General features: G+C 48.1%; 17 protein-coding genes. 6 read left to right on the top strand and 11 right to left on the bottom strand.

The window, feature by feature from the left end; genetic code table 11:
- Positions 1 to 76: 76 nt before the first annotated feature.
- Entirely contained in the window at positions 77 to 1525 is a 1449-nt protein-coding gene (gene rsmF, locus FJD32_RS10080; protein WP_140907057.1) for a 16S rRNA (cytosine(1407)-C(5))-methyltransferase RsmF, read from the top strand.
- Between the two features lie 256 nt (positions 1526 to 1781).
- Here rsmF and FJD32_RS10075 read toward each other — a convergent pair whose 3' ends face one another.
- The 9 genes from FJD32_RS10075 to apbC all read right to left on the bottom strand — a co-directional run bounded on the left by FJD32_RS10075 (position 1782) and on the right by apbC (position 8806).
- Entirely contained in the window at positions 1782 to 2570 is a 789-nt protein-coding gene (locus tag FJD32_RS10075) for a YchF/TatD family DNA exonuclease (RefSeq protein WP_140907058.1), read from the bottom strand.
- A 128-nt stretch (positions 2571 to 2698) separates the two neighbouring features.
- Positions 2699 to 3025 (bottom strand): PilZ domain-containing protein, encoded by a 327-nt coding sequence (locus FJD32_RS10070; protein WP_037419265.1) that lies wholly within the window; start codon positions 3023 to 3025, stop codon positions 2699 to 2701.
- A gap of 6 nt (positions 3026 to 3031) precedes the next feature.
- The gene (holB, locus tag FJD32_RS10065; protein ID WP_140907059.1) at positions 3032 to 3988 is read right to left on the bottom strand and encodes a DNA polymerase III subunit delta'; all 957 of its coding nucleotides are present in this window, start codon (positions 3986 to 3988) and stop codon (positions 3032 to 3034) included.
- Positions 3982 to 4611, bottom strand: coding sequence for a dTMP kinase (gene tmk / locus FJD32_RS10060; protein WP_037419259.1), 630 nt, complete (start codon positions 4609 to 4611; stop codon positions 3982 to 3984). Before tmk ends, holB begins: the two co-directional genes overlap by 7 nt.
- Positions 4608 to 5618: an endolytic transglycosylase MltG gene (gene mltG, locus FJD32_RS10055; protein ID WP_140907060.1), complete on the bottom strand. Its 1011-nt coding sequence runs from the start codon at positions 5616 to 5618 to the stop codon at positions 4608 to 4610. The genes tmk and mltG overlap by 4 nt, the downstream gene beginning before the upstream one ends.
- A complete protein-coding gene (gene pabC / locus FJD32_RS10050) occupies positions 5615 to 6424 on the bottom strand; it encodes an aminodeoxychorismate lyase (protein ID WP_037426492.1) in 810 nt (269 codons plus the stop codon). Before pabC ends, mltG begins: the two co-directional genes overlap by 4 nt.
- A 5-nt stretch (positions 6425 to 6429) precedes the next feature.
- Complete coding sequence (gene dcd / locus FJD32_RS10045; RefSeq protein ID WP_037419254.1) at positions 6430 to 7011, bottom strand: dCTP deaminase; 582 nt, start codon at positions 7009 to 7011, stop codon at positions 6430 to 6432.
- 29 nt (positions 7012 to 7040) lie between these two features.
- Positions 7041 to 7679 (bottom strand): uridine kinase, encoded by a 639-nt coding sequence (udk, locus tag FJD32_RS10040; RefSeq protein ID WP_011072566.1) that lies wholly within the window; start codon positions 7677 to 7679, stop codon positions 7041 to 7043.
- A gap of 11 nt (positions 7680 to 7690) precedes the next feature.
- On the bottom strand, positions 7691 to 8806 hold the full coding sequence (gene apbC / locus FJD32_RS10035; protein WP_037419322.1) for an iron-sulfur cluster carrier protein ApbC: 1116 nt from the start codon (positions 8804 to 8806) through the stop codon (positions 7691 to 7693).
- 160 nt (positions 8807 to 8966) lie between these two features.
- Here apbC and metG point away from each other — a divergent pair, with 160 nt between their 5' ends.
- Positions 8967 to 10997 carry a methionine--tRNA ligase gene (metG, locus tag FJD32_RS10030; RefSeq protein WP_037426495.1) on the top strand — a complete coding sequence of 677 codons (2031 nt, stop codon included), beginning with the start codon at positions 8967 to 8969 and terminating at the stop codon, positions 10995 to 10997.
- A 212-nt stretch (positions 10998 to 11209) separates the two neighbouring features.
- Complete coding sequence (locus tag FJD32_RS10025) at positions 11210 to 12166, top strand: AEC family transporter (protein ID WP_140907061.1); 957 nt, start codon at positions 11210 to 11212, stop codon at positions 12164 to 12166.
- A gap of 94 nt (positions 12167 to 12260) precedes the next feature.
- Here FJD32_RS10025 and FJD32_RS10020 read toward each other — a convergent pair whose 3' ends face one another.
- A complete protein-coding gene (locus tag FJD32_RS10020; protein ID WP_099458244.1) occupies positions 12261 to 13013 on the bottom strand; it encodes a Nif3-like dinuclear metal center hexameric protein in 753 nt (250 codons plus the stop codon).
- 74 nt (positions 13014 to 13087) lie between these two features.
- Positions 13088 to 13558, bottom strand: coding sequence for a glycine zipper 2TM domain-containing protein (locus tag FJD32_RS10015; RefSeq protein ID WP_037419247.1), 471 nt, complete (start codon positions 13556 to 13558; stop codon positions 13088 to 13090).
- Positions 13559 to 13612: 54 nt separating this feature from the next.
- Here FJD32_RS10015 and aat point away from each other — a divergent pair, with 54 nt between their 5' ends.
- The 3 genes from aat to infA all read left to right on the top strand — a co-directional run bounded on the left by aat (position 13613) and on the right by infA (position 15330).
- Positions 13613 to 14323: a leucyl/phenylalanyl-tRNA--protein transferase gene (gene aat, locus FJD32_RS10010; protein WP_069455125.1), complete on the top strand. Its 711-nt coding sequence runs from the start codon at positions 13613 to 13615 to the stop codon at positions 14321 to 14323.
- Positions 14313 to 15029 carry an arginyltransferase gene (locus tag FJD32_RS10005; RefSeq protein ID WP_140907062.1) on the top strand — a complete coding sequence of 239 codons (717 nt, stop codon included), beginning with the start codon at positions 14313 to 14315 and terminating at the stop codon, positions 15027 to 15029. The genes aat and FJD32_RS10005 overlap by 11 nt, the downstream gene beginning before the upstream one ends.
- Positions 15030 to 15111: 82 nt before the next feature.
- Positions 15112 to 15330, top strand: coding sequence for a translation initiation factor IF-1 (infA, locus tag FJD32_RS10000; RefSeq protein ID WP_006081934.1), 219 nt, complete (start codon positions 15112 to 15114; stop codon positions 15328 to 15330).
- Positions 15331 to 15364 lie beyond the last annotated feature (34 nt).

Genomic DNA, 15364 nt, shown 5'->3' with positions numbered 1-15364 from the left:
AGTAGAGGGAGAAAATCCCAGCCCGATAAGGGATTATGATATACTTGCCGCAGTTGATACACAGCCTAATCCCGTTATGGTTCAATTAAATCAAAATTTTATCAATACTATTGCCCAAGAACTGCCCGCCCATCTCTCAATGGATGACTTTATTGCGGCCTGTTCGAGACCACTACGTCGCTCGATTCGCGTCAACACCTTAAAGATCAGCAGTGAAGACTTTAAGCAATTAATGCAGCCTAAGGGATGGACCTTTGAACCCATTCCCTGGTGTGAGGATGGTTTCTGGATAAGCTACGATGAAGAAGAGCAGCTCGGCAACGCCCTAGAGCATATTCAGGGATTATTCTATATCCAAGAAGCCAGCTCCATGTTGCCCCCTACAGCACTTTTTACCCCAAATGCGGATTGGCAATGTGTATTAGATTTAGCCTCGGCGCCTGGCTCTAAGACCACGCAAATGGCAGCGTTAATGAATAATCAAGGCTTATTAGTCGCCAATGAATATTCCGCTAGCCGCGTCAAAGTACTCCATGCCAATGTGCTGCGCATGGGCGCGAGTCACTGCGCCCTGACCCACTTCGATGGACGGGTATTTGGCGAGTATCTGTATGAAAGTTTTGATGCGGTATTGATTGATGCCCCCTGCGGCGGTGAAGGCACAGTCCGTAAAGATGCGGATGCGTTAAAATCTTGGTCCCTCGATGAGGTGATCGAAATTAGCGAAACCCAAAAAGCGTTAATCGAATCCGCATTTTTGGCGTTAAAGCCGGGTGGCAGTCTGGTGTATTCCACTTGCACCCTTAATCGGCACGAAAACCAAGGCGTGTGCGAATATTTACAGCAGACCTATGGCGATGCGGTGCAATTTGAGTCCTTAAGCCAATTGTTTGATGGTGCCGAAAAAGCCACTACGCCAGAAGGCTTTTTGCACGTTTGGCCGCAAATTTACGACAGTGAAGGCTTTTTTGTCGCTAAGTTGAGCAAAACCCGCTCCGTGCCCCGCCTGCAACCCGAGCCTAAATTACAAAAGAATTTCCCCTTTACGGAGGCGAATGCCAAACAAGCCAAAGCCATTCAAGCCTATTTTGCCGATGATTTGGGTATCGAACTGCCCGATGATCTCATTATGGTGCGCGACGATGAGTTTTGGCTATTTCCCCATGAATTTAGAGATTTTATTGGCAAAATGCGCTTTCAGCGGATTGGGGTTAAGCTTGCCGATCACAGTAAACATGGCTTTAAAGTCCGCCATGAAGCCATTATCGCACTTGCGGGTAAAGCGCTTAAAGCCGGGGCAAAAAATGGCGCGAAAGTCGTCGAAGTGAGCGATGAGCAGGCGAAAGAGTATTTGATGGGACGAGATATTCCCCTCGATACCGCTAGCAAAGCTCAGGGCGAAGTGATTGTCTGTTATGGCGGCGCGCCTTTAGGCATGGCTAAACATTTAGGCAATAAACTAAAAAACAACCTGCCCAGAGACTTAGTGAAAGATAAAGTGTTATTGCTACCACCGCAGACATAATGGTTATAAATCGGCATTTTTTTAGCGAGAAATAACCTAAAAAAGGGGACGGAGAAAGTGTCACTCACACTAAACTCAACTACACTGAGTCTATTGTAAAGCGCACTGCATGTCGCTTTCATCTGTAGCGCACGGCTCTTCAACGAGCCATTCCCCTAGGCCCAAACAGCTAGAATCGTTTTGGGCCTTTTTTTATGGGCTTGCGTTTTAACGAATATGAGCAAAATTGTGCTCACAAGAGAGGGGCAAACCTAAATCAACGCCCAATCAAGCGCGCCGCATCCTTAAATAAGTTAAAGAAGTTATCACTGGTATACTGCGCAAGATCTTCGTAACGCTCTCCGCGCAGCTCTGCCACAAACTCGGCCACATCACGCACATAGGCGGGTTGATTTTCCTGTCCACGGTGTGGAATAGGCGCAAGATAAGGCGAATCGGTTTCGACCAATAAACGCTCTTTCGGCACTTTGCGGATCACCGTTCTTAACTCACCGGCATTTTTAAAGGTCACAATGCCTGAAACGGAAATATAAAAACCTAAGTCAATCGCCGCCTTGGCCATTTCCCAGTTTTCGGTAAAGCAATGCAACACGCCACCGACTTTGTCCGCCTGCCCCGCTTTAAGCATGTTGATGGTGTCTTCACGGGCATCACGGGTATGCACAATCAGCGGCTTATCAACTTCAACCGCCAAGGCAATTTGTTGCTCAAAACATTGCTGTTGCAGGGCTTTAGTTTCATCGGCATAAAAATAATCTAACCCAGTTTCACCAATGGCCACCACTTTGGGGTCCATTGCAAAACGGCGAATTTGCTCCACATCGAGGCCGTCTTTCACATCCAGCGGATGCACGCCCGAAGATAAAAACACCTGCTCGAAACCTGCAACCTTGTCGCGCATCGACTCAAATCCCTGCTGGCGCACATTGACACAGAGCATATAGTCGACACCGCGCGCCTTAGCGTTAGCGAGAATGAGTTCTAAGGTTTGTTGATCGGGAGCCGCTTTCAGGCGATCGAGATGGCAATGTGAATCGATAAGCACAGCAATGTCCAAGCAGATAAACAAAAAGGAGCACAAGGATACTCAGCGATGGGATCGAGGTCAAATTTCGCTAAGGCTTCACTCAGCACTTAATACTCAGTGTCGACCCTAGCCGACCACTCTATGCATTACATCGTGCAGGTTAAGTCACCAGAGGCGAGTTCACGCGATAATAGTTTTTCAATATGGTGTTTATGGCTGTCGGGCTCTGAGACTATCTTGATACCAATCCCAGCAGGACGTCCACCCGATGCTCCCAAAGGATTGATCCACACAACGACGCCACGAAATTCGTTTGAGGTGGTCGCGCCAGGTAAACGATAGGCGATGGTTAAGGTCTCACCGAGGTAATGGGTTTCCCCGGTGGCGACAAACAGCCCTGCCGGTTTGATAAACGGCATATAGGCGCGGTAAAGCTGATGTAAGGTATCAAAATTGACGACAAGATCGACCATGGCATGTTACTTATTTGTTATTTCTTTATATTCTAAGACATAACTTTGACACAAGCCTAAATAATTGACACTCGGCATTGCACTTAAGCTATGACACATTTCCATGATTTTCGCCGCCAAGTTCCCTATTTGCGCTTGCACAAACGCATCTTGGTCGCCGTACTTCAATAAAACTTGTCTCAGGAGTAAGTATAAAACCTTAAGAGCATCAATGATTTGTTGTTCACTTATCGTTAACAAACTAGCACGCAGATGGCCCGACGACAAACTTTGCGCCCAATCTTTGCGAAACCCTAACAAGGTTTGATAACGACTGGGTTGCGTACCGTCGGATAGCAAACTTTCGGCCAACTTTAATGGACCGCCGACCACACTCAAGCACCAAGTCACATCCTCTTGGATCTGACATTGCTGAATTAACCAGTTTTTGATCAACATTTTAGACGGCGTCACAAAGGGAAGCCGCTGACAACGACTACTGATCGTGGCCATTAAACGTGCGGGCGTATCGGAATGTAATAGTAGTAAGGTGTCTTTACCCGGCTCTTCGAGCGTCTTGAGTAGCGCATTGGCAGAGGCTGAGTTTAAACGCTCGCTATGGTGGATAATGGCTACACGGCGGCCACTTTGCTGGGCAGTCGCACTTAAGCGGCTACAAAGCTCACGAATTTGATCGACTTTGATTTGATGGCCATCGGCCTCGATTTGATAAAAATCAGGATGATTACCCGCATCAAATAACTGGCAGGACTTACAAAAACCGCACCCGCCCGCGGGAGTGGGTTGTGAACACATGGCGGCGCGCGCCATAAATACACTCAAAAGTTCACCGCCATAGGCAGAATCGATACCCACGAGTTGCGCGTGAGGGACTTTTTGAGTTTGCAACTGGGTTAAAAACGCCTGTCTTGGCGCATCGAGCCAAGGCAGGGTTAATACATCAAATCCGCTTTGCGTTACCATGCCATCGCCTGTAACACGGCCAGAATATCTTTATGCACTTCGGCCATGGTTTGGCTGGCGTCGATAACGACAATCCGCTCATCTTCGCTGGCAAGCTTGAGGTAAGTTGCGCGCGCCCGTTCAAAAAAGTCGATGGCTTGCTGCTCAATTCTATCAAGTTCGCCCCGCTTTGCTGCACGTTGCAGCCCAAGCTTAGGGTCAAGGTCAAGATAGAGGGTTAAATCGGGTTTAAACCCTTTGAGCGTTGCGTTACTTACGGCTTCGACTAAAGGCATTAAGCCACGTCCACCGCCTTGGTACGCTAAAGATGACAGATTGTGCCTATCCCCCAACACCCACTTGCCTTGTGCCAATGCAGGTTTGATGACATTGGCGACGAGCTGAGCTCTGGCGGCATAGATCAATAAACATTCAGACTCATCACATAAAGGATCGTTTGGGTCGGCAATTTTCACTAAATCACGAATGCGCTCGGCCAGCGGCGTGCCGCCTGGCTCGCGGGTGCAAACAGGCGCAAGCCCGGTGTGCTTTTCAATAAAATCGCGAATAAGGGCAATCGCACTCGATTTACCGGCGCCTTCCAGTCCTTCAACAACGATGAATTTGGCGGATGCTTGGGTCATTTTTTCTTTCTCTGATAAATATCGACGGCGCGGTTATGTTCTTCCAAAGTGGTCGAAAATACATGGGTACCATCGTTACGCGACACAAAATACAAATAACTGACCTTGGCGGGTTTGGACACTGCCTGTAATGAGGCCTTGCTCGGTGCCGCAATCGGTGTTGGCGGTAAGCCGAAAATCCGATAGGTATTAAACGGTGTCTCTTCGACTAAATCTTTACGGGTGATATTGCCTTTAAATCTGTCTCCCATGCCATAAATCACCGTGGGATCGGTTTGCAGCTTCATCCCCAGATTCAGTCGATTAATAAAGACGCCGGCGATTTGATCGCGCTCAAAGGCTTGACCAGTTTCTTTTTCGACAATCGATGCCAAGATCAGCATTTGGTAAGGTGATTTAAGTGGTAAATCGGGCACACGCTCTGCCCAGGCTTTAGCGAGTTCTTGCTCCATCATTTTATAACTTTGGGTCAGCAGTACCTTGGCATCACTGTCAGCGGTGTAATGGTAAGTATCGGGGAAGAATTTACCTTCGGGCAATGCCGAATCGTCCCCCTGCTCCATTAATACCGCACTAAAAACCTCTGGGGTCAGTTGTAAATGGGGCGCACTTGCCAGTTGTTGTTCCCACTCGGCAATGGTTTTGCCTTCGACTAAGGTCAGGCTAAAGGTTTTCACCTTGCCATTGACTAAGTCGTTAAGTAAGTCGGCAAGCGTCTGCGAGGGTGACATTTCGTACAGACCAGTGCGGATCTTCGCCAGCTCTGGGTGCAATCTCAGTAACCATTTGAGTTTCCATTTGTCTTGGATAACGCCATCGGTTTCTAACTGCTGCGCCAACTGGTGCACACTCGTACCACGGGCAATGGTTAATTCTTTGGCTTCGGTTAACGTTAATGGCGTTTGGCTGTAATCAATAATCGTACGGTAACCCCAATAACCCGCCAAGCAAGCTAAGGTCAGCAAGGCCAATAAGGTAGAACTTGCGATCAGAATGAGTTTTTTCATAGTGAGAGTGAAAGTGTGTGTCTAAGATCGGCAGTCAAAGGAGAAGGCTTGAAACTGTGCGAATCGATCGCCAGTACATCCACCACGCCTAAGATGCTGTTAGTGATAAATGCCGAGTCAAACTCCACTAAACGCTCGGCGCCAAAGGGCAAACAATCAATATTCATCTGCTGTGCTAGTAAGGCTAACATCACTTGCTCGCGCATGACACCCGCAACGCCGCAGCGTGCCAAAGATGGGGTAATCACTCGATGGCCTTTAACAAAAAAGATATTCGCCATCGAAGATTCTATCACCTGCCCAGTACAATCCAGCACTAACCAATCATCAAAACCCTGTGATAAGGGCTGGGATTTGATTAACACTTGCTCGAGGCGATTAAGGTGTTTTATCCCCGCCAATAAGGGTTGATGACCTAATTGGACTGCGGAGGTTTTAAGACGAATACCCTGTTGTTGCCACGCAGCATAATGGTCAGGAATGGGATGAACAGAAACGATCTCCGTAACGTTTACCCGCTCAGGCGGGGCATAGCCTCTGCCTCCAACACCGCGTGTGATCATCAATTTAATACAGTGATGCGGGTACTGTGCAGCAAGTGTATTGAGCTGCTCGGCAAGGGCTGAACTCATTTGCCAGTCAAACCCAAGTCTTGCAGCGCCAGCCGTAAGACGGGCTTGATGCTGCTCAAAAAACAAAATACCACACTCGCTACTTCGCATCGTAGCAAAGAGGCCATCACCATAGGCAAGTCCCCTGTCCATAGGAGCAATGCTTGCCTGTGAAACCCCATTAACCCAAATCAAGGGTATTAGTCCTGACTGATACGGCTAGCAACCGCATCCTGTTGATCTTTATACTTGGCATTTTTGCGCTTGTTATACGGACGCGCCACTGGGCCACTTAAACGTTCAAAGTTTAACGCACCAATGGTCATCCGTGGGCGCAGCGCTAAAGGCAACTTACCGCTGTTGTAAAACTCGAGCACGATTTTACCCTGCCAACCCGGATCAATTCGGTGCGCAGTGACGTGCACCATCAGGCCTAAACGCGCCAGTGAAGAGCGGCCATCGAGCCAACCGACGATATCGGCAGGCAGCGTCACGCTTTCATAGGTCACGGCGAGCGCCAATTCACCGGGATGCAGGAAGAAGGCTTCGCCGTCTGGGATTTCGATGATTTCACTCATCACCCGATCGAGCGCCGCCTGCACTTCAATACTCGGACCACTCAGGTCGATAAAAGGCGCAGTATGATCCTTAAAGACGCGAAATTGCCCACCTAAGCGCACATCCACACTAACGCCAGAAATCGCATCTATGCTTGGGCGAGGTTCTATAACGATAGTGCCGTTATCAAGGGCCTGTTCAATTTCGATATCGGTTAAGCGCATCTTGCCTTTTACTCCCTGAGTTTTAGTCGTTATTTTGCCAGTAAATGTTGAATACGAGTCTTCAAAATATCGGTCGCGATACGGTTTTTACCGCCGCGAGGCACGATAATATCAGCGTATTGTTTAGAAGGTTCAATAAATTGCAGGAACATAGGACGCACTGTCTTCTTGTACTGTGAAATCACTGACTCCATCGTACGGCCACGCTCGGCCACATCGCGGGTTAAACGGCGCAGGAAGCAAATATCTAGCGGCGTATCCATAAACACGCTCGCATCCATCAATTCACGTAATTTAGGGTCTGTTAACAGCAGAATGCCCTCTAAAATGATCACTTTTTTCGGGGTCATTTTAACGGTTTCGGCCATACGCGTATGTTCGGTATAGCTATAGCAAGGGATATCAACAGCTTCGCCAGACTTTAGCAACTGCAAGTGCGTGCATAGCAGCTGATGGTCTAACGCCTTGGGATGGTCGTAGTTAGTTAACACACGCTCATCCATGGATAAATGACTCTGATCGCGGTAGTACGCGTCTTCGTTAATTACCCCAATCTGATCTGTGCCTAAATCGCGGCGAAGTTCGTCAAAAATCGTCTTGGCAATTAAACTCTTGCCCGATGCTGACGCGCCAGCAATTGCAATAATGACACACTGCTGAGAATTCATACCCTTAAACCTTACTCGTCATCTGATACGCTAATAGAAACTGTTTTCTGGCTCTGTTTGAGAGCCAATTCGGCGCCCACTTTACGGGCAATTTCCCGATAAAGTGCCGCCACTTCACTGTCAGGCTCGGCCACAACCGTCGGCGCACCCACATCCATGGCTTCACGGATATTGATGTGCAGTGGTAAGGCGCCTAACAGTGGAACTTGATAACGCTCGGCCATTTTACTGCCACCGTGCGTACCAAAAGGATGTTCTTTATGACCACACTCGGGGCATAAATGGAAACTCATATTCTCAACAATGCCGAGGACCGGAATGTTCACCTTCTGGAACATGGTGATGCCTTTCTTGGCATCGGCGAGAGCGATGTCCTGCGGCGTTGTCACAATCACCGCGCCACTTACTGGCACTTTTTGCGACAGGGTTAATTGAATATCACCCGTGCCCGGTGGCATATCGACGACTAAATAGTCTAGCTCTGGCCACTGGGTTTCATTGAGCAGCTGCGCAAGCGCGCCCGCCGCCATAGGACCACGCCATACTGCGGCTTCATCACCACTTAACATAAACCCAATCGATTGGGCGGCAATGCCATGGGCACTGGCGGCGCTCATGTGTTTACCATCGAGGGATACGGGCCTGAAGTTTGGGATCCCAAGCATTAATGGGACGGAAGGACCATAAATATCGGCATCTAAAATACCAACCTGTGCGCCCTCAGCGGCCAGTGCTAAAGCAAGGTTGACCGCCGTGGTTGATTTACCTACACCGCCTTTGCCGGACGCGACAGCAATCACTTGCTTCACATTGGCAATCGGTGCGATAGAAGCAATCGCCGAATACACCTTAGGTTGAAAATCGATTTCACACTCAACCTCATCGATGGCATCCAGCACCGCAAGTTTGTTGGTCAGCGCCATCACGGTATCGCGGTATTGAGTCATACAAGGGTATGGATAGACTAAGCCAAGCTGCAAACGCTTGCCTTCAATCGCCAATTTATTAACGCATCCTGCGCTCACTAAACCCTTCGCTAAATACGGGTCGATATATGCATCGAGAATGGCCAGAACTGGCCCGAGAAGATCGTCACTTAAACGATAATCAGTTTGAGTTGAAGACAAAAGAATTACCCCCACCAATAAATTTGCCCAAGTGTACCAGATAATGACAAAAACATTAGCGCAGATTTAACCCAATCGACTCAGGTTTTGATGAAAATCATCCTGTAATCGGTTAGTATCTCTACCATTATTTTTGGCCCACCACGATATTTGAGACAAGATGGCAACTTCACAACGTAAAATTCTCGTGACCAGCGCACTTCCCTACGCGAACGGACCGATTCATTTAGGTCACATGCTGGAATACATCCAGACGGATATCTGGTCGCGTTATCAAAAACTTCGTGGACATGAGTGCCACTATATTTGTGCCGATGATGCCCACGGCACACCGATTATGCTCAAGGCGCAGCAATTAGGTATGGCGCCTGAAGAAATGATTGCTCAAGTCAACAAAGAGCATCAGCAGGATTTCGCCGATTTTAATATCGCCTTCGATAATTATCACAGCACCCACAGTGACGAAAACCGCGTGCTGGCGAGCGATATTTACTTAAAACTGCGCGCTAATGGCTATATCAAAAGCAAGAGTATTTCTCAGCTATTTGACCCTGAGAAGTCGATGTTCCTGCCCGATCGCTTCGTAAAAGGCACCTGCCCTAAGTGTAAATCGCCCGATCAATACGGCGACAACTGTGATGCCTGCGGCGCAACTTACAGCCCGACTGAGCTTATCAATCCAAAATCAGCGGTATCGGGTGCCACGCCAGTGATGAAGGACACTGAGCACTTCTTCTTCGACTTACCTGCCTTCGAAGACATGCTTAAAGAGTGGACGCGTTCGGGTGCACTGCAAACCGAAATGGCCAACAAACTCGACGAATGGTTCGAACAGGGTCTGCAGCAATGGGATATCACCCGCGATGCACCTTACTTTGGTTTTGAGATCCCAGATGCACCGGGCAAATACTTCTACGTTTGGTTAGATGCGCCTATCGGCTACATGGGCTCATTCAAAAATCTGTGTGACAAACGCCCAGAGCTAAGCTTTGACGAATTTTGGGCCAAGGATTCTAAAGCCGAGGTTTACCATTTTATCGGTAAAGATATCGTTTATTTCCACAGTCTGTTCTGGCCTGCGATGCTCCATGGATCGGGCTACCGTCAACCTAACAGCGTCTATGCCCACGGTTATGTAACGGTTAACGGCGCTAAGATGTCTAAATCTAAGGGCACCTTTATTAAAGCCCGCACCTATTTAGATCACTTAGATCCTGAATATTTACGCTACTACTACGCGGCTAAACTCAGTAGCCGTATCGACGATTTAGATTTGAATCTGGAAGATTTCGCCCAGCGCGTGAATTCAGATCTAGTCGGTAAGCTAGTGAACTTAGCCTCGCGCACCGCAGGTTTTATCACTAAGCGCTTCGATGGCAAGCTCGCGAAAATTGCGGATACCACGCTAACTGAGGCGTTTTTAGCCAAACAAGAACAAATCGCTGAGTTTTATGAGACCCGTGAATACGGTAAAGCGATGCGTGAAATCATGGCACTCGCGGACATCGCCAACGGTTTTGTCGCCGATGCAGCGCCTTGGCAGCTAGTGAAGCAAGATGATCAACAGGAAGCCGCGCACCAAGTGTGTTCAAACGCGCTGAACCTGTTCCGCATTTTGGTGACGTACTTAAAACCTGTGTTACCACGCTTAGCGCAAGACGTTGAAGCCTTCTTCCAACAAACCTTAACGTGGGATGGCTTAGGCCAAGATATGGCGGGCCATGAAATTGCGCCATTTAAAGCCATGATGCAACGTGTTGAGTTAGACAAAGTTGAAGCTATGGTGGCCGACTCTAAGGAAAACTTGCAAGCCACGAGCGAGCCAGAAGCACCAAAAGGGCCATTAGCAACCGATCCCATTAGCGATACCATCAACTATGACGATTTCGCTAAAATCGATCTGCGTATTGCGCGTATCGTTAAAGCCGAGCATGTAGCCGAAGCCGACAAACTGTTAAAACTGCAACTTGATATCGGCGGCGAAACCCGTCAGGTATTTGCAGGCATTAAATCAGCCTATTCGCCTGAGGATCTCGAAGGCAAGCTGACTGTGATGGTTGCCAACCTTGCACCACGTAAGATGCGTTTTGGCATGTCAGAAGGCATGGTCTTGGCAGCAGGCCCTGGTGGCAGCGATTTGTGGATTTTAGAACCCCATGAAGGTGCACAGCCTGGTATGCGGGTGAAGTAATCGACACTACGCACCCGTCAAGTTACAGGTAAGTAGACATAAGGCCGCATTTAATGCGGCCTTATTTATTAAACACACATTCCTTTACGCTTTATCAGGGAACGTAAGTTGATGTGGCCTCGACAAGTGACTGACAGTGCGACACTATCGCGGCTATTGCTAAGCCGCACTGATTCAGCGACAACGCACTATGGAATTTTCGAGGAGAAGTTATGGGCAATATCATTGAGCAGCTGTTGTTTTCTGCTTCAATAACCGGTCCCATCTGTTTAATGTTAGCCTTAGGCGTGATGCTTAAACGCACCCAAGTCATTGATGAACACTTTATTGATGTCGCTTCTAAACTGGTTTTTAATGTCACCCTGCCGGCGCTGTTGTTTCTCAGCATCATCAGCTCGCATCACGATCTTGCCGCCAGTGCGCCATTAATCGGTTATGGCTTACTCGCCAACTTACTGTTTTTTATCCTCTCAACCTACACGACAAAACGATTTTTCCCCGAGCCGAAGGATCAAGGCGTCATCATTCAAGGGGGATTTAGGGCCAATACCGCCATTATCGGCTTAGCCTATGTCTCTAATGCCTATGGCGAATCAGGCGTTGCTTTAGCGGCCGTTTATGTGGCGTCCATGACGCTGCTCTACAATATTCAAGCCGTGATTTGTTTAAGCCCGCGGGGGGAAGAGTCGAGTCGCAGCGCATTTAGTGTAATGGTGAAAACCATCACTAAAAATCCGCTGATCATTGCCATTATACTCGGCATGTTGTTTTACCTGCTGGCGATCCCCTTACCGAAAATGGTCCTCGATGCTGGGCAATACTTTGCCAATATGACACTCCCATTAGCACTGCTGTGTACAGGCGGTTCATTGGATATTGGCTCGCTCAGACATGAAAAGTATGCCACTTGGTTCTCGACCGCCTTAAAACTTATCTTTGCGCCACTGTTTATCACCCTAGGCGCCTTGATACTTGGCTATCGCGGAGTTGAACTTGCCTTGGTGTTTTTGATGAGCGCCGCGCCCACAGCAGCCGCAAGTTATGTGATGGCGCGGGCCATGGGAGGAAATGCCACGCTTGCGGCCAATATTATCGCCTTAACCACCGTTTGCTCGCTGCTCACCTGCACCTTAGGCATTTTTATCCTGTCGACCCTAGGGCTTATTTAAACTTAGGACTGATTTGAACTTAAGGTTGATTTACATAAGACAAAGGCGAGCATGGCTCGCCTTTCATTTACAAGATGTCGATAAAGCAAGATTGTTAAACAGGGTTAGCGATATCTACAAAATGGTGTACCAAATTAAATTCGCGAGCGAGATGACGCCCCAGCGCCTCAATGCCAAAACGCTCGGTCGCATGGTGACCCGCCGCATAATAGTGAATTCCCTGCTCCACGGCGCTATGGAAAGTACGCTCAGAGACTTCGCCACTGATAAACGCATCCACACCAAGACTCGCGGCAACATCGATATAATCCTGCGCACCGCCCGTACACCAAGCTAAATATTGGATTTCATCCGAACTTTCACCAATATGCAATGGTTCTCTGCCAAGCACCTCAGCTAACATCGTACCAAATTCGCTGGCACTCATCGGCAAATCAAGCTTCCCACGCCACACTAATCCCTGCGCTACATCTTCTATTGCTTCGGCATCTAAGATCCCCAGTTTACGGCCCAAGGTCGCATTGTTGCCTAACATTGGGTGGGCATCTAAAGGTAAGTGATAGCCAAAAAGATTGATATCGTGGACGAGCAGCGCTTTGATACGGCGCTGCTTCATGCCAGTTATTACTTCAGGCTCATTCTTCCAAAAAAAACCATGATGCACCAAAATAGCATCGGCTTTCAGGCGAATAGCCTCATCAATTAACGCTTGGCAGGCGGTGACCCCTGTCACTATGGTGCGGATCTCAGCCTTGCCTTCAACCTGCAACCCATTGGGGGCGTAATCTTTAAAGGCCGACACTCGCAAAAAGTCGGCTAAATATTGGGTTAGTTCTGTCCGTGTCATTCCATCACCGTTTAACGTTCTTTATTAATTTTGGCAGTTAGGCTTAATTTCCTCGCGTTAGTTGCATGGCTTAGTTACATGGCTAAATCAACGCGAACCCCACCTTGCAAGTACACCACACGTACCCTATCCCCCGCATTGAACACCATGCCAGGATCATAATCTTGGATCACCATGACTTGCGTGCCGTCTTCCTGAGTGATCATCAGCTCCACGAGCTTAAGCGATTGCACCGTTGTGCCACTGCCATAACGATTGCCAACCCCAGCACCAATTAAGGCGCCTAATATTGTCGCAATATCTTGGCCAGAGCCACCACCAAATTGATGGCCGATAACACCACCCGCTAATGCGCCACCGAAAGTTTTCCAACCTTGGTTTCGGTCTTCAATTAATTGGGTTTCGGTGATATTACGTACTGAGTTGATATCGCCATAGAGAACTTTTTCGACCGGCACCGCCTGATTACGATCGTAACCTGCTTGCACCGGAGAAATCACTAAAGCACAAATAAACATAAAGCTCGCTAGTGTAGGTTTCCACATATCCGAATTTCCGCTAACTTAGTATAAGGGTCTATTACTGAATCATACGCAATTGTGAACTCACTGTCTTTTCTGAATCACGAATTTGAAGCTTTTCCTTCACCCGAACTCGCCCTAACCGATCCAAACGGCTTATTGGCGATAGGCGGTGACCTACGCCCAGAGCGTTTGTTAACCGCCTATTATCACGGCATTTTCCCTTGGTTTAACGCCGAGGATCCTATTTTATGGTGGTCACCTGATCCCCGCGCCATTTTTATTCCAGGCCAAGTGAATATCAGCACCAGTTTACGTAAATATTTAAAAAAACAGCCTTGGCGCTATACCATCAATCATGCCTTTACCGATGTGATGGCGGGTTGTGCTCAACCTCGGCGTAAACAAGCTGGCACTTGGATAACCCATGAAATTCAAATGGCCTACCGTGAGCTACACCATAATGGCCATGCCCACTCAATCGAAGTTTGGCATGGCGAACGATTAATCGGTGGGCTTTATGGTCTCGCCATCGGCCAAGTGTTTTGTGGCGAATCCATGTTCCACCGCGAAACCAATGCGTCAAAGGCGGCCATGGCGGTGTTGCAACAACATTTAATCAAAATGAATTTTAAACTTATCGATGCACAGGTAATGAATCCCCACCTTGAGAGCTTAGGGGCAAAACCCGTTAAACGTGCGAACTTTATACAACTCTTAACCCAGTTTAGGGATAACACGGTCAATCCTGCAGCTTGGATACCAAGTGAGGTCACACTTGAACTCTAACGCGAGTAACACCCCAATCGCCATTGGGATCAGCCAAATTTTCCCCTGCAGTTACCTCGATGGTCAGCAGGAGCAACTGTTAGTCATTCAGGAGGAAACCCTCGACCCAATACTATTTGAGCGGCTACTCGCCATAGGTTTTCGCCGCAGTGGCAGCGCTATTTATAAACCCCGTTGCCCCCGTTGCAGTGCCTGTCAGCCGATTCGGTTACCAATTAAAGAATTTACACCGTCTAAACGGCAAAAGCGCACCCTAGCCCAGAACCGTGATTTAACTTGGCGCATCACCTCAGAACATACCGAGGCTCAATATGCCCTGTATGAAAAATACATCCGTGAGCGCCACTTCGATGGCCCAATGTTTCCGCCAAGCAAAACTCAATATGAACAATTTTTATTCTGTCATTGGCTGCCCCCCACGTTTATTGAAGTCTATGATGGCAATAGACTTGTGGCTGTAGCAGTGACAGACACTCTGCCCAATAGTTTGTCAGCCATTTACAGCTATTTTGACCCCGATGAAGAACGCCGCTCCCTTGGCGTATTATTGATCTTACTCCAGTGCAGATTGGCTAAAATGCAGGGTAAAGATTTTCTTTATCTGGGATATCAAATTGATGCAAATCGGAAAATGTCCTACAAACGCTTATACCGCCCTTATCAGATTTTAACCCCCCAAGGCTGGGAGTATTCCCAAGTTTGCTAGGCACATCCCCTTTACAGCAAGGTGAATTTGCGGCATGATACGCCCGTTTTTTATATTCGAAGGCTAATGGGATAAATAATTAATGGCGAAAGAAGATAACATTGAAATGCAAGGCACTATCCTTGAAACCTTGCCAAACACAATGTTTCGCGTAGAGCTTGAAAATGGTCATGTGGTGATAGCCCACATTTCAGGCAAAATGCGCAAAAACTACATCCGGATCCTGACTGGTGACAAAGTAACAGTTCAGTTGACCCCTTATGATCTGACCAAAGGTCGTATTGTCTTCCGCGCACGCTAATATTCCCCTTTAGTTGAAAAACCCGGCGAGGCCG

The sequence above is a fragment of the Shewanella sp. LC6 genome (assembly GCF_006385735.2).
Taxonomy (GTDB): Bacteria; Pseudomonadota; Gammaproteobacteria; order Enterobacterales; family Shewanellaceae; genus Shewanella; species Shewanella xiamenensis.
Note: the sequence above shows the minus strand (reverse complement) of the source record. Positions and strands in the feature narration are given on the sequence as shown.